The sequence below is a fragment of the Rhodococcus rhodochrous genome (assembly GCF_900187265.1).
GTDB classification, from domain to species: domain Bacteria; phylum Actinomycetota; class Actinomycetes; order Mycobacteriales; family Mycobacteriaceae; genus Rhodococcus; species Rhodococcus rhodochrous.
On record NZ_LT906450.1, the window covers coordinates 2,297,674 to 2,311,379 of the forward strand.

The following is a 13,706-nucleotide window of genomic DNA, read 5'->3' on the forward strand; positions in this document are numbered from 1 at the left end:
ATCGGTGACGAACCGGGTTCGCAGCCGCGACGGGAGGTGGAGGCATGACCCAGAATCTCGATCGGTCCCACAATTCCGGTCAGAACCCGACCCCCACACCGGCATCGACCTCCGCGTCGAGGCGGGTACGCGCCCGCCTGGCGCGACGCATCACCGGTCAGCGGGGCACGAGCCTCAAGCCGGTCCTCGAGCCGCTGGTCACCATCCACCGCGAGCTGTATCCGAAGGCCGACCTCTCGCAGCTGCAGCGCGCGTACGACGTCGCCGAGGAACGGCACGCCAGCCAGAAGCGCAAGTCCGGTGATCCGTACATCACCCACCCGCTGGCGGTCGCCACGATCCTTGCCGAACTCGGCATGGACACCACGACCCTCGTCGCGGCACTGCTCCACGACACAGTCGAGGACACCGGGTACACGCTCGAGCAGCTCACCGCCGAGTTCGGCGAAGAGGTCGCGCATCTCGTCGACGGCGTCACCAAACTCGACAAGGTCGTGCTCGGCTCGGCCGCCGAGGGCGAGACCATCCGCAAGATGATCATCGCGATGGCACGCGACCCCCGGGTGCTCGTCATCAAGGTCGCCGACCGCCTGCACAACATGCGGACCATGCGTTTCCTGCCTCCCGAGAAGCAGGCCCGCAAGGCACGCGAGACCCTCGAGGTCATCGCCCCGCTGGCCCACCGTCTCGGGATGGCGACGGTCAAGTGGGAGCTCGAGGACCTCGCGTTCGCGATCCTCCACCCGAAGAAGTACGAGGAGATCGTCCGGCTCGTCGCGACCCGCGCGCCGTCCCGCGACACCTACCTGGCCACCGTCCGCGACGAGATCGGGCGGACGCTCGCCGCGTCGCGGATCGACGCGGTCGTCGAGGGTCGGCCCAAGCACTACTGGTCGATCTACCAGAAGATGATCGTCAAGGGCCGCGACTTCGACGACATCCACGACCTGGTCGGCGTGCGCATCCTGTGCAACGAGATCCGCGACTGTTACGCGGCCGTCGGCGTCGTGCACTCGCTGTGGCAGCCCATGGCGGGACGGTTCAAGGACTACATCGCGCAGCCCCGTTACGGCGTCTACCAGTCGCTGCACACCACCGTCATCGGTCCCGAGGGCAAGCCGCTCGAGGTGCAGATCCGCACGCACGAGATGCACCGCACCGCCGAGTTCGGCATCGCCGCGCACTGGCGGTACAAGGAGACCAAGGGACGCCACTCGGGTGATGTCGCCGAGCTCGACGACATGGCCTGGATGCGGCAGCTCCTCGACTGGCAGCGGGAAGCGGCCGACCCGGGGGAGTTCCTCGAGTCGCTCCGCTACGACCTGGCGGTCAAGGAGATCTTCGTCTTCACACCCAAGGGCGACGTGATCACCCTGCCCTCCGGGTCGACCCCCGTGGACTTCGCGTACGCCGTGCACACCGAGGTCGGGCATCGCTGCATCGGAGCCCGCGTCAACGGTCGGCTCGTGGCCCTCGAACGCAAGCTCGAGAACGGCGAGGTCGTGGAGGTCTTCACCTCCAAGGACCCCAACGCCGGGCCGAGCCGCGACTGGCAGTCGTTCGTCGTCTCCCCTCGCGCCAAGGCGAAGATCCGGCAGTGGTTCGCCAAGGAGCGTCGCGAGGAGGCCCTCGAATCGGGCAAGGACGCCATCGCGAAGGAGGTCCGTCGCGTCGGTCTGCCGCTGCAGCGCCTGATGAACGCCGACCTGATGGTCGCGGTCGCCAAGGAGCTGCGCTACGCCGACGTCTCGGCGCTGTACACCGCCGTCGGCGAGCACCACGTCTCGGCGCACCACGTCGTGCAACGGCTGGTCGCGCTGCTCGGCGGGGTCGGTGGCGTCGAGGAGGAGCTGGCCGAACGGTCCACCCCGTCGACCATCCCCACCCGCTCGCGGCACAGCGGCGACTCCGGTGTCCTCGTACCGGGCGCGCCGGGCACGGTCTCGAAGCTCGCCAAGTGCTGCACGCCTGTCCCCGGTGACGAGATCATGGGCTTCGTGACCCGCACCGGAGCGGTGAGCGTGCACCGCACCGACTGCACCAATGCGGGGTCGTTGCGGGAGCAGTCGGAGCGCATCATCGAGGTGCAGTGGGCGCCCTCGCCGTCGTCGGTCTTCCTCGTCGCGATCCAGATCGAGGCGCTCGACCGGCATCGCCTGCTGTCGGACGTCACCAAGGCCCTCGCCGACGAGAAGGTCAACATCCTGTCGGCCTCGGTGACCACCACGGGCGACCGGGTCGCGGTAAGCCGGTTCACCTTCGAGATGGGCGATCCGAAGCATCTCGGACACGTGCTCAACGTCGTCCGCAACGTCGAGGGTGTCTACGACGTCTACCGGGTGACCTCCGCCGCCTGATCACCCCGGTCACGTCATTCCGTCACCGCACGGCCCCGATCACGACCGGTGTCGTGGGTACGCCGCCCCCGAGCGGGCTGGAACCGTCGTGTCCGTCCGCGGCGGCCGCGTCGAGCACCGGCATCCCGGCATCGGCGATGCGGCCGAAGGCCGTGAAGTCCGGGCGCAACAGTGAATCTCCGAGCAGCAGGAAGAACTGGCTGCCGTTGCTGTCCTCCACGCCGGCATTGGCCATCGCGATCGTGCCGCGCGGATACAGCACCGCCGGCGGGAGATAGGACGTCGCGGCCTCCGCCGCGAACTGCGGCACCGGGTACTCGTCGGCGAACGTGTACCCGGGCCCGCCGGATCCCGTCCCGGTGGGGTCGCCGCACTGGTAGAGCTCGCCGCCCGGATCGGTCGCCAGACGGTGGCAGGACGTGCCGTCGTAGAACCCGCGACGCGCGAGATCGACGAAGCTGTTGACCGTGCACGGCGCCTGGGTCCGGTCGAGCACGAGCGGGATCGCGCCGATCGACGTCTCGAGGGTCAGATCGACGATGCCCACGGTCGATGCGGTGGACGGGGGACGAGCACCACCCTTGTCGACGTACTCGCACGTCACGGTCGGTGCCGGTTGGGCCGGGACCTCGGGGAGTCCGCGGTAGATGGACAGATCGCGTGGGGGAGCCGACCGCGGTTGTGCGACCTCGGTGACCTTCGTGGTGGCGGAACCGGCGTCCTGCGCACAGCCGCCGAGCAGCGCTGCGACGGCGACGAGACAGAGCGGAACAACGGTGCGGAGCCGGGACGCGAACCGCCGCTCGGTGGTGTGGATCACAGCATCGGGACGCTATCGGAACCCTGCACGAACCGATAGGGGCCGAGAGCGGATCGATGAACAATCACCCCCGAGATCACCCCGTGAGGTGGTGCGCTCCAGTGGATCTCGTACCGGGCGGCAGAGTCCGCCCTCTCCGGAGTCCCGAAGACGCGCCGTCCCCGCCCCGGGATCCGGGGCGGGGACGGCGCGTGCTGTGGCGCGAGCGGGTGTCAGGACCCGACGGTCACCGACTCGATCTGCACCGCGCGGTTGGGGGCACCGCCGCCGGCCGCCATCGATCCGTCGTCGCCCTCTGCCGCGACCTCCTCGATCACGGCGAGTCCGGCCTCGTCGACCGTCCCGAAGACCGTGTAGGTGGGGGGAAGCTGCGAATCCTCGTAGACCAGGAAGAACTGGCTGCCGTTGCTGCCGGGCCGGCCGGTGTTGGCCATCGCGACCGTACCGCGCGGGTAGATCACCGGCTGCCGCAGCTGGGCGTCGCCGGGCGCGTACACGTTCTCCGGGTACTCGGTGTCGAAGCCGTAACCCGGCCCGCCCGTGCCGGTGCCCGTCGGATCGCCGCACTGCAGAACCTGCAGACCCGGCGAGGTCACCAGACGGTGGCAGGGCGTGTCGTCGAAGTAGCCCTGCTCCGCGAGGGACACGAAGCTGTTCACCGTGCACGGTGCCGCGGCCCGGTCGAGTTCCACGCCGATCACGCCGACGCTGGTGGTGATCTGCGCGGCGGTGGTGCCGGAGGCGGAGACGTCGTCCGCGGACGGGGCGGTCACGTCGCGCGCGGCTTCACCCGAGGCGTTGTAGGTGCACGAGACGGAATCGCCACCGGCGGGCCGTTCCGGCAGTTCGCCCGTGTAGGCGGGGGACTGACGGTCGGCGACGGACGCCGGTGCCGAGGAGGTCGCGGCGCTGTCGGTGGACGTGTCGTCGGAACATCCCGTGAGCAGGAGTGCCAGCCCGGCGCCGGCGGCGAGGGTGGTGCGCAATCGGATCATCAGTCCATCCTGACCGACGTGAGCGTGGTCTCCAGCGCGGGGGCACCGTCGGCGGCTCCACCTGCGACACCGGCCGCGGCGATCGTGTCGAGGGTCGCGAGTCCGGTCTCGTCGATCGTGCCGAAGACGGTGTACTGCGGCGGCAGCACCGAATCGCCGTACACCAGGAAGAACTGGCTGCCGTTGGTGTCCGGACCGGCGTTGGCCATCGCGAGCGTGCCGCGCGGATAGGTCATCGGTTCCTGCGCCGCGGGATCGTCGGCGGCGAACTGGTCGGTCGGGAACTCGTTCGCGAACTGGTAACCCGGTCCGCCCGATCCGCTACCCGACGGGTCGCCGCACTGCAGGACCTGCAGGGACGGCGAGGTGGTGAGCCGATGGCAGGCCGTCTCGTCGAAGAAGTTCTGCGAGGCGAGCGACAGGAAGCTGTTGACGGTGCACGGCGAATCGTCGTTGTGCAGGATCAGGCCGATGTTCCCCTGGCTCGTCTCCACGCTGACGCTGATGTCCGTGTTGCCCTCGCCGGTGGTGCGGATGCCCTCGGTGCGCGGCGGCTCTGCCGGCTTCGACGGTTCGCGGCCGTCCGCGGGGTAGGAGCAGCTCACCGTCTCGGGCAACGGTTCGGACCGGCCCTCGGGGAGGGCGGCGTACTCGAGTTCGGAATCCGAGGTGTCGTTCGACGCCGCCTCGGTGGCCGTGTCGTCGCCCCGGTTGACCGCCCACAGAGCAACACCCGCGCCGACGACCACGATCACTCCGAGCGCGGACAGCGCGATCATCGTGCGGCGCCGCTTGCGCTCGCGTTCGGCTCGACGCTCGAGCTGCCGTTCGAGTTTGCGTTTCGCGGCCTGGCGCCGTTGTGCGTTGCTCGGCACTGCAGTAGTCCTCCCGTGAACGATCGATGTGGTCCAACCGACTTCGAAGCAGACCCGAGTCTGCCACTCGGGACCGGCAACCCGTGGGCAGGGCGCAACGCATAGTCTGTAGGAGACCTCGAAGGCTTCCACCCGTAGGAGCGATGCTCGTGCTCGTGACCGGATTCCCTGCCGGGATGTTCCAGACCAACTGCTACATCCTCGCGCAGGACAACGCGAAGGAGTGCGTCGTCGTCGATCCAGGCCAGGACGCCGCCGAGCCGCTCGTGGAGTTCCTCACCGGATCCGATCTCACGCCCCGGGCGGTGCTGCTCACGCACGGTCACCTCGACCACATGTGGTCGGCGCAGCCGGTGGCCGACCGGTACGGGATCCCCGTCTACATCCACCCGGACGACCGGATGATGCTCACCGATCCGCTGCAGGGCATGGGATCGAGCCTTGCGCCCTTCCTGGACGGTGTCGAGTTCGTCGAACCGCAGCAGGTCGTGGAGTTCGCCGACGGGGACGAGATCGAACACGCCGGAATCGAGTTCGTCGTCGACCACACGCCCGGACACACCCGCGGCTCGGTCGTCCTGCGCACCCGCACCACCACGCCCGATGGCGCCGTCCTGAACGTCGCACTGACCGGCGACACCCTGTTCCAGGGATCGATCGGCCGCACCGACCTGCCCGGCGGCGACCACGCGCAACTCCTCGACTCGATCGCGCGCAAGCTGCTCGTGCTCGACGACGGCACCAACATCCTCCCCGGACACGGCGGGGCGAGCACGATCGGCCAGGAGCGGGTGTCGAACCCCTTCCTCACCGGCCTGGCAGAATCCCGCTGACGGCACGAACACCGACGCACGAACGCCGGCGCATCGATACCGACGCACGAACACCGCGATCCGTCCGGTGACCAACCGAGAGAATCCCGAGAGAAGGCAGTACCAGTGAGCAAGGCCTCCACGTTTTCGGCGCCGAAGGGTGTGCCCGATTACGTTCCCCCGCAGTCGGCGGAGTTCGTGGCGGTACGGGACGGTCTGACCCGTGCCGCACGCCTGGCGGGGTACGGGCACGTCGAGCTGCCCATCTTCGAGGACACCGGCTTGTTCGCTCGCGGCGTCGGCGAGTCCACCGATGTCGTCACGAAGGAGATGTACACCTTCGCCGATCGCGGTGAACGCTCGGTCACGCTGCGTCCCGAGGGCACCGCAGGCGTGATGCGCGCGGTGATCGAGCACGGCCTCGACCGTGGTCAGCTCCCCGTGAAGCTGTCCTATTCCGGACCGTTCTTCCGCTACGAGCGCCCCCAGGCGGGTCGCTACCGTCAGCTGCAGCAGGTCGGCGTCGAGGCGATCGGCGTCGACGATCCCGCGCTCGACGCCGAGGTCATCGCGGTCGCCGACGCAGGATTCCGGTCGCTCGGACTCGACGGTTTCCGCCTCGAGATCACGTCCCTCGGCGACGAGACCTGCCGCCCGCAGTACCGGGAGAAGCTGCAGCAGTTCCTGTTCGCGCTCCCGCTCGACGAGGAGACGCGCCGCCGCGCCGAGATCAACCCGCTGCGCGTGCTCGACGACAAGCGCCCGGAGGTCCGCGAGATGACCGCCGACGCGCCGTTGATGCTCGACCACCTCTCGGACACCGCTCGCGCGCACTTCGACGAGGTGCTCGCGCACCTCGATGCGATCGGCGTTCCGTACGTCGTCAATCCGCGCATGGTGCGCGGTCTCGACTACTACACGAAGACCACCTTCGAGTTCGTCCACGACGGGCTCGGCGCCCAGTCCGGCATCGGTGGTGGTGGTCGCTACGACGGACTCATGGAACAGCTCGGCGGCCAGCCGCTCTCGGGCATCGGATTCGGGATCGGCGTCGATCGCACGGTTCTCGCGCTCGCCGCCGAGGGCAAGACCGCCGGCAGCCCCGCGCGGTGCGAGGTGTACGGGGTGCCGATGGGCGACGCCGCGAAGGCCGCGCTCGTGCCCATCGCGCACAAGCTGCGCGCCGCGGGTGTCCGCGTCGACCTCGCCTACGGTGGGCGCGGCCTCAAGGGCGCGATGAAGGCGGCCGACAAGTCCGGTGCCGTCGTCGCGCTCGTGCTCGGCGATCGCGAACTCGAGGCGGGCGAGATCGTCGTCAAGGATCTGCGCAACGGCGAGCAGCACAGCGTTGCACTCACGGACGTCGTAGCCCGTGTGGGTGAGGTCGTTGCCGGCGCATGACGACCGGGACGGTGCCACCGTCCCGCTCGATCTGATCCCGTCCCGGCTGCTCAGGCCACGCGCCCGCAGGATCGCGCTGCTCGCGCTCGTCGTCGGCGTCGTCCTCGGCTTTCTCGTCTGGATCGTCGCGCCCGGCTGGGTCGCCCTGCTCGTCGGGGCCGTCTTCACGGTGCCGCCGGCCGTCGGTGCGTTCCTGGCCACGCGCCGGCACCTGCTGCTGCGTGGCACCGTCGTCACCCTGTCGGGGGCGTTCCGGTCGCGCAGTGTCGATCTCGCGCGACTCGCCGGGGTCGAACTGATCGTTCGGGTGGGTGGCGTGTCGCAGGCCGTCGTGCGCGTCAACGACGGTGAGCACAATCTGGTGTCGGTCCCGCTCGCCCTGTATGCGAACGGCGGCGGTCGCGAACTCGATGTCCTGTCTCTGCGAAAGCTCGCCAATGCGCTCGCCACCAGCGAGATCGCTCCGGCGGCGGCGATCTCGTCGGTGCTCGTCGAACAGCTGCGGGCGGAGGCCCGCGACGCCGCGCTCGGCGAACGCCCGCTCTACCGGGCGATCGAACTCGCGCGCGGCGCCGGCCGCGTGCCGCAGACGACGCTGACCGATCACGAGGTGGCCTCCCTCGTCGACTGACGGGCTCGCCCGATGGACGAGGTGCTCAGCGGTCGTCGTGCGATCCGATCACCGCGGGAACGACCAACGGCAGTTCTCCGACGACCTCGCTTCCCTCCGCGGCGGCGCTCAGCAGACGGGTGGCGGAGCGATGCTCCTCGTCGTCGGATCCGCGGGCCGAGGTCGCGGGGACCATCCCGCCGGTCGACGGCGCCCGTCCCATCGCGCTTGCGCCGGTCGTGGCCGGCGAACCCCCATTCGAACCCGGTGCGGTCGGAATCGGAGCGGCGGCAGGCACGGCCGCAGTTCCGAACGCAGCCCCCGCGGGGCCGTGACCTGCGATCACTCCGGCCGACACGGTTCCGGCCGATCCCGCGACCGCCGCGCCGACGGTCGGAACCGCCGTGTGTGCGGTGGGCACGGTCGCCGCGTAGGCAGTGGGAGTGGTCGCGGCGTGCGCGGCGGCCGTGAACGGGGCTGCGACACCCGACGCGACATCGGTTGCGGCAGTGGCGGCCGTGCGCATCTCGTGCACTCCGGCCACGGCGACCGGCGCGGGTACGGGAACCGGTGTGGTCAGCGCGGTCATCGCGGCGGTGTGGATCGTCAGCTCGCCTCGGGTGCGCGCGACGACGGCCAGTGCCGCCTGGAGATGCTGCGCGGCGGACGCCAACAGGGCGGCCTGGCCCGGCGGCGTCGCGAGAGCAGGCGCGGCCGCTGTCGCCGTGGCCACGAACGACTGTGCGATGCCGGTCAATTCGATGTTGCCGCGTTCGACGGTCGCCGTGGCGGCGCGGGTGACATCGCCGATCCGGTCGCCGCGGTCGGCCAGTTCGAGGGCGGACTGCTGCGCGCGCACCCCGTGCCCTGCGGCCTCGTCGGCCGTGACTCCCTCCCATGACTCCGGAAGTGCGTGCAGTGCACTGCGTCCGAGCATCGTGGCGGTCTCGAGCAGACGCGACCCCTGCTGCAGGATCGCCGAGGGATCGAGCGAGTCGAGGATGCCGGTGCCGAACATCGAGCAGAGTTCGGTGAGCGGCTGCACGATCGTCTCGAGGTCGGGCAGGACCGGTACCGGGATCGTCCCGAGCAGTTCGGCGATCGAATTCACCTCGGGGACGGGCAGACCCGGCTCGGGGAGGACGGCTTCCGGCAGTACCGGCAGCGGTGCGTCGAGGACCGGTCCGATCGGGGACGCGCGGAGAGCGTCGAGAACGGTCGGTGACGCGGCGGGTGTCGCGGTGTCGGCGACCGATCCCTGCATCACAGTCCTCCCGCCGCATCGGCCAGCGCCGAAGCCGTTCCGGTGTCGGCTGTTTCGTAGCCGGTGGCCGCCTCGTGTGCTGCGATGCCGTTGGACGCGTAGGCCCATGACAGTTGCGCGACGGCGCGGGTGTGCTCGGACTGGGCTGCGGCGAACACTGCGAGGAACTCTCCGCCGATGAGTCCCATGGCCGGGCTCAGCGCGGAGATGTTGGCCTGCAGATCGAACGTCCCCGCCTGCGCCACCTGCTCGGCCGCACGAAGATTCGTGGTCCCGAACGCTCGAATTCCGTCGGGCACCACCCGGATTCCGGCACCGGGAAACAGACCGCTCATCGAACCCCCCATCGAAGATCAGTGTGGCGAGCACTGTAACTCGAGCGCACCGGGCGAGCCACCGGTCCCTCGGGCGCCTGTGGATGGAGCGCGCGGAAAGCCGATGTATTCGTTGCACAACGAATGCGCCTCATCCGATCGAACACGATGTCGAACGATCTGTTGACACCGAATAGCACACATGTTCGACTGGAGGCATGAGGTGGGCGGGTCAGACTGTGGACGCGGACGACGGAGCTCTGCCGGGTCTCGAGCGGGCAGGCCTCGTCCGTAGTGTCCGCACACCGGAGTTCGAGGGCGTCACCTTCCACGAGGTGCTGTGCAAGAGCGCGCTGAACAGGACGCCGGAGGCATCCCGGTTACCGTTCCGGTACACCGTCAACACCTTCCGCGGGTGCACCCACGCGTGCCGGTACTGCTTCGCCCGTCCCACGCACGAGTATCTCGATCTCGACGCCGGGCACGACTTCGACTCGCAACTGGTCGTCAAGACCAACGTCGCCGCCGTCCTGCGCCGCGAACTCGCGCGCCGATCCTGGACCCGGGAACACGTGGCGCTCGGTACCAACACCGATCCCTACCAGCGTGCAGAGGGGCGTTACCGGCTGATGCCCGGAGTCATCCGGGCCTTCGCCGAATCCGGCACCCCCTTCTCCATTCTCACGAAGGGCACGCTTCTGCGCCGCGATCTCCCGTTGCTGTCGCTGGCGGCCGGTCGGGTCGATGTGTCGGTCGCGGTGTCGCTCCCCATCGGCGATCCCGAACTCGCCGCGCAGATCGAACCGGGCACGCCGTCACCGAAGGCCCGTCTCGATCTCGTGAAGGCGATCGTCGACGCCGGGTTGTCGTGCCACGTCATGGTCGCTCCGGTGCTGCCCTTCCTCACCGATTCGCGTCAGCACCTCGACACGCTGTTCGACTCCCTGGCCACGGCCGGCGCGTCGGGGGTGACGGTGATACCGCTGCACCTGCGCGGCTCGACCCGCGGGTGGTTCCTGTCGTGGCTCGCCCAGGAGCATCCTGCCCTCATGCGACGCTATCGCCGCCTCTACGGACGGGGTGCCTACGTCGCGCCCGAGTACTCGCAGTGGTTGGACGAGCGGGTCGCGCCCCTGCTCGAACGCCATCACCTCGGGACCCGGGCGTCCGCTCGGCGCGAGGAGACGGGCGCGTTGCGGACCGACGAACGCGCTCCCGAACCCGAGGCGGCGCTCACCCTGTTCTGAGGCGGTTCGTGGACGTCGCGTCAGTCGCCGTATGCGAGCCGGAACTTCTCGAACGCCAGGCGTGAGGCTTCGGGGACCGGACGTGATCCGCCTTCGGCGGCGGTGCCGACGTCCACCGAATCGGCGAGCGCGACGCACCGGCCGTGCTGGAACAGGGCCGAGCCGATCACGACCGACGACGTTCCTGTGCGGTGGACGCCGGTGGCGATGACGATGTCGTGCGGATAGAACACCTCGGCCAGGAAGTTGATCTCGATCTTCGCGAGTACCGCACGCTCGAAGGGATGCGTGCCGCCCAGGGTTGACGACACTGCCTCCATGACGAGGACGCGGGCCTGTTCGAAGTAGCGGGCGATCGAGACGTTGTTGATGTGCCCGAGCGCGTCGGTGTCGCCGAACAGGGGCGTGATCGTGCGCTGCAACGGATACAGGTCGAGCGAGGTGCGCCGCGGGTCGTACCGCATGGGAGGTACCGCCTTCGAGATGGTGACTGTGACCCGGTCAACATATCCGTGAGCGGGTGGGCGCCCCCGCCCCGGAGGTGCGGGCGGCGTTCGGCCGCGGGCGGGAGGCCTACCGCCTACCGTCGATCATGCGATCGCGCATGCGGGTGAAGGCCTCGGTCATGGAGGTGATGTCGTCGGGGGAGAGCAGGTCGAACATGTTCTCGCGGACCGCCTCGACGTGGCCCGGACCCGCCTCGGCGAGTCTCGCGTAGCCGACGTCCGTCAGTTCGGCCCACGCACCACGTCGGTCGGATTCGCACTCCACGCGCCGCACCCACCCGGCGTTCTCCATGCGGGAGACGGCGCGGGTGATGCCGCTGCGGGTCGTGGTGCTGGCGTCCGCGAGGTCGCGCATGCGCATCCGGCGATCGGGTGCCTCGGACAGCAGGACCAGGATCTCGAAGTCGGTGAAGGAGATGTCGGAGTCCCGCAGCAGCTGCTTGTCGAGATTCTGGAACAGCAGTCGCGTCGCATCCAGATAGGCGCGCCACAGGCGCTGTTCGTCGTCGCCGAGCCACTTCGCTTCTCCCATGACCTCCAGTGTACCCGTGTTAGTTGACTGCGCAATCAAATGTGACACACTGGAAGCGTCGACCGACGGACCACCGAGAGGAGTCGAGCGGCATGAGCAACACCGACACCCGTCCCGAGGAGATCCGCTGCCGGACGGAGGACCTCCCGATTCGCGACCCGCTCCGCCCCCGCGTGGAGATCATCACCTCGCGTGAGGTCCCGCTCGGCGGCCCCCGGGCCATGCCCGTCCGCCGCACGCTCCCGCAACGGCAACGTTCGCTGATCGGTGCGTGGTGCTTCGTCGACCACTACGGTCCCGACGACGTCTCCCGCACCGGCGGCATGGACGTCGCACCGCACCCCCACACCGGGCTCCAGACGGTGTCGTGGCTGTTCACCGGGGAGATCGAACACCGCGACAGTCACGGCGTGCACGCGATGGTCCGGCCGGGGGAGTTGAACCTCATGACCGGAGGCCACGGGATCTGCCACTCCGAGGTCTCCACCGCCGCGACCACGACGCTGCACGGTGTCCAGCTGTGGGTGGCCCTGCCCGACGCGCATCGCGATGCGCCCCGCGACTTCCAGCACCACGTGCCGCCGGTCGTCCGGGTGCCCGGCGCCGACGTCAAGGTCTTCCTCGGTTCGCTCGCCGGCCAGGAGTCGCCCGTGACGACGTACACCCCGCTGCTCGGCGCGGAGATCGTCCTGGACCCCGCAGCGAGTATCACCCTCGACGTCGACCCGTCGTTCGAACACGGGGTGCTCGTCGACACCGGTACGGTCGCACTGTTCGGCACCGTGCTCACCCGTGCCGCGCTCGGCTACACCGGAACCGGCGTGCCGGCCCTCGAACTGGCCAACACCACCGACGAACCCGCACGTATCGTCCTCCTCGGCGGAACACCCTTCGGCGAGGAGATCGTCATGTGGTGGAACTTCGTCGGGCGCGACCACGACGAGATCGTCGCCTACCGGGACGCCTGGGAACGCGGCTCCGATCGGTTCGGCAGCGTCTCCGGCTACACCGGCAGGGTCGAGCGTCTCCCGGCGCCACCCCTGCCCCAGGCACGTATCCGCCCCCGCCGCAATCCGCCCACCGCAGATCCGAACTGCCCGACACAGGACCCCGCATGAGCACCGCACCGATTCTCGACGTCCGCCGCGCGGACGACCGCCTCCACACGAAGATCGACTGGCTCGACTCGAGGCACTCCTTCTCGTTCGGCCACCACTACGATCCCGACAACACGCATTTCGGGATGCTGATGGTCAACAACGACGACATCGTCCGTCCGGGAAGCGGTTTCGACACCCACCCGCATCGCGACATGGAAATCGTCACCTGGGTGCTGCGCGGATCGCTCGTGCACCAGGACTCCACGGGGCATTCCGGGGTGATCTACCCGGGTCTCGCGCAGCGCATGAGCGCGGGCTCCGGGATCCTCCACTCCGAGAAGAACGACTCGTGGCGTCATCCCGGCGCCACCGCGTCGTATGCCGCCGAGCACGACGAACCGGTGCGGTTCGTGCAGATGTGGGTGCTGCCGGACGAAGCCGGGATCGAGCCGGGATACGAACAACTCGAGATCGACGACGAACTGCTCTCCGGCGGTCTCGTGCCGGTCGCATCCGGAATGGACGCCTACGCCGACCATTCCGCCATCCGCATCCGCAACAGATATGCCGCCATGCACGTCGCGCGGATGCGTCCGGATCGCCCCGTGACGCTGCCGGACGCACCCTTCGTGCACCTCTTCGTCGCCCGGGGCGAAGCCGCACTCGAGGGAGCCGGACCTCTCGCCGAAGGAGACGCGGTGCGGATCGCCGGAGGTGGCGGTCGAGCGCTCACCACGGCGACCGGCGCCGAGATCATCGTCTGGGAGATGCACGCCGCACTCGGACATTCCTGAACACCGGCACTGCCGACCGCTCCGGCGGACCGGAAACGGCAACAGGCCCGCCCCGCAGATCCGGGACGGGCCTGTCGCC

General features: G+C 69.3%; 14 protein-coding genes. 7 read left to right on the forward strand and 7 right to left on the reverse strand.

Features of this window, described 5'->3' with window-relative positions:
* Positions 1-44: 44 nt before the first annotated feature.
* On the forward strand, positions 45-2,357 hold the full coding sequence (locus tag CKW34_RS10520) for a RelA/SpoT family protein (RefSeq protein ID WP_016694930.1): 2,313 nt from the start codon (positions 45-47) through the stop codon (positions 2,355-2,357).
* A gap of 22 nt (positions 2,358-2,379) precedes the next feature.
* Here the strand turns inward: CKW34_RS10520 and CKW34_RS10525 are convergent, their stop codons facing one another.
* The 3 genes from CKW34_RS10525 to CKW34_RS10535 form a co-directional block, all read right to left on the reverse strand.
* Positions 2,380-3,177 (reverse strand): peptidylprolyl isomerase, encoded by a 798-nt coding sequence (locus CKW34_RS10525; protein WP_059381329.1) that lies wholly within the window; start codon positions 3,175-3,177, stop codon positions 2,380-2,382.
* 212 nt (positions 3,178-3,389) lie between these two features.
* Positions 3,390-4,172 (reverse strand): peptidylprolyl isomerase, encoded by a 783-nt coding sequence (locus CKW34_RS10530; RefSeq protein WP_059381330.1) that lies wholly within the window; start codon positions 4,170-4,172, stop codon positions 3,390-3,392.
* Positions 4,172-5,047: a peptidylprolyl isomerase gene (locus tag CKW34_RS10535; protein ID WP_059381331.1), complete on the reverse strand. Its 876-nt coding sequence runs from the start codon at positions 5,045-5,047 to the stop codon at positions 4,172-4,174. The genes CKW34_RS10530 and CKW34_RS10535 overlap by 1 nt, the downstream gene beginning before the upstream one ends.
* Positions 5,048-5,196: 149 nt before the next feature.
* Between CKW34_RS10535 and CKW34_RS10540 the strand changes: the two genes are divergently transcribed.
* The 3 genes from CKW34_RS10540 to CKW34_RS10550 all read left to right on the forward strand — a co-directional run bounded on the left by CKW34_RS10540 (position 5,197) and on the right by CKW34_RS10550 (position 7,891).
* Positions 5,197-5,880, forward strand: a complete 684-nt coding sequence (locus CKW34_RS10540; RefSeq protein ID WP_179161701.1) for an MBL fold metallo-hydrolase — start codon at positions 5,197-5,199, stop codon at positions 5,878-5,880.
* A 105-nt stretch (positions 5,881-5,985) separates the two neighbouring features.
* The gene (gene hisS, locus CKW34_RS10545; RefSeq protein ID WP_059381333.1) at positions 5,986-7,260 is read left to right on the forward strand and encodes a histidine--tRNA ligase; all 1,275 of its coding nucleotides are present in this window, start codon (positions 5,986-5,988) and stop codon (positions 7,258-7,260) included.
* Positions 7,247-7,891, forward strand: coding sequence for a hypothetical protein (locus tag CKW34_RS10550; RefSeq protein WP_174479579.1), 645 nt, complete (start codon positions 7,247-7,249; stop codon positions 7,889-7,891). Before hisS ends, CKW34_RS10550 begins: the two co-directional genes overlap by 14 nt.
* 25 nt (positions 7,892-7,916) lie before the next feature.
* Here CKW34_RS10550 and CKW34_RS10555 read toward each other — a convergent pair whose 3' ends face one another.
* Both CKW34_RS10555 and CKW34_RS10560 read right to left on the reverse strand, forming a co-directional pair.
* Positions 7,917-9,134: a hypothetical protein gene (locus tag CKW34_RS10555; protein WP_059381501.1), complete on the reverse strand. Its 1,218-nt coding sequence runs from the start codon at positions 9,132-9,134 to the stop codon at positions 7,917-7,919.
* Complete coding sequence (locus CKW34_RS10560; protein WP_059381334.1) at positions 9,134-9,469, reverse strand: type VII secretion target; 336 nt, start codon at positions 9,467-9,469, stop codon at positions 9,134-9,136. The genes CKW34_RS10555 and CKW34_RS10560 overlap by 1 nt, the downstream gene beginning before the upstream one ends.
* A gap of 197 nt (positions 9,470-9,666) precedes the next feature.
* On the opposite strand from CKW34_RS10560, the gene CKW34_RS10565 reads away from it, so the two are divergent.
* Entirely contained in the window at positions 9,667-10,695 is a 1,029-nt protein-coding gene (locus CKW34_RS10565; RefSeq protein WP_059381335.1) for an Rv2578c family radical SAM protein, read from the forward strand.
* A 20-nt stretch (positions 10,696-10,715) separates the two neighbouring features.
* Here CKW34_RS10565 and CKW34_RS10570 read toward each other — a convergent pair whose 3' ends face one another.
* Together CKW34_RS10570 and CKW34_RS10575 are read right to left on the reverse strand one after the other, a co-directional pair.
* Positions 10,716-11,159, reverse strand: a complete 444-nt coding sequence (locus CKW34_RS10570; protein WP_059381336.1) for an acyl-CoA thioesterase — start codon at positions 11,157-11,159, stop codon at positions 10,716-10,718.
* A gap of 109 nt (positions 11,160-11,268) precedes the next feature.
* A complete protein-coding gene (locus CKW34_RS10575; RefSeq protein WP_059381337.1) occupies positions 11,269-11,733 on the reverse strand; it encodes a MarR family winged helix-turn-helix transcriptional regulator in 465 nt (154 codons plus the stop codon).
* Positions 11,734-11,825: 92 nt separating this feature from the next.
* Between CKW34_RS10575 and CKW34_RS10580 the strand changes: the two genes are divergently transcribed.
* Both CKW34_RS10580 and CKW34_RS10585 read left to right on the forward strand, forming a co-directional pair.
* Entirely contained in the window at positions 11,826-12,851 is a 1,026-nt protein-coding gene (locus CKW34_RS10580) for a pirin family protein (protein ID WP_059381338.1), read from the forward strand.
* Positions 12,848-13,627, forward strand: coding sequence for a pirin family protein (locus tag CKW34_RS10585; RefSeq protein ID WP_059381339.1), 780 nt, complete (start codon positions 12,848-12,850; stop codon positions 13,625-13,627). Before CKW34_RS10580 ends, CKW34_RS10585 begins: the two co-directional genes overlap by 4 nt.
* Positions 13,628-13,706: the final 79 nt, after the last annotated feature.

Coding starts and splice junctions, on each gene's coding strand:
- CKW34_RS10565 (WP_059381335.1), top strand. CDS start 9,667: ATGAGGTGGGCGGGTCAGACTGTGGACGCGGACGACGGAGCTCTGCCG.
- CKW34_RS10575 (WP_059381337.1), bottom strand. CDS start 11,733: ATGGGAGAAGCGAAGTGGCTCGGCGACGACGAACAGCGCCTGTGGCGC.
- CKW34_RS10520 (WP_016694930.1), top strand. CDS start 45: ATGACCCAGAATCTCGATCGGTCCCACAATTCCGGTCAGAACCCGACC.
- CKW34_RS10585 (WP_059381339.1), top strand. CDS start 12,848: ATGAGCACCGCACCGATTCTCGACGTCCGCCGCGCGGACGACCGCCTC.
- CKW34_RS10580 (WP_059381338.1), top strand. CDS start 11,826: ATGAGCAACACCGACACCCGTCCCGAGGAGATCCGCTGCCGGACGGAG.
- CKW34_RS10570 (WP_059381336.1), bottom strand. CDS start 11,159: ATGCGGTACGACCCGCGGCGCACCTCGCTCGACCTGTATCCGTTGCAG.
- CKW34_RS10560 (WP_059381334.1), bottom strand. CDS start 9,469: ATGAGCGGTCTGTTTCCCGGTGCCGGAATCCGGGTGGTGCCCGACGGA.
- CKW34_RS10530 (WP_059381330.1), bottom strand. CDS start 4,172: ATGATCCGATTGCGCACCACCCTCGCCGCCGGCGCCGGGCTGGCACTC.
- CKW34_RS10555 (WP_059381501.1), bottom strand. CDS start 9,134: ATGCAGGGATCGGTCGCCGACACCGCGACACCCGCCGCGTCACCGACC.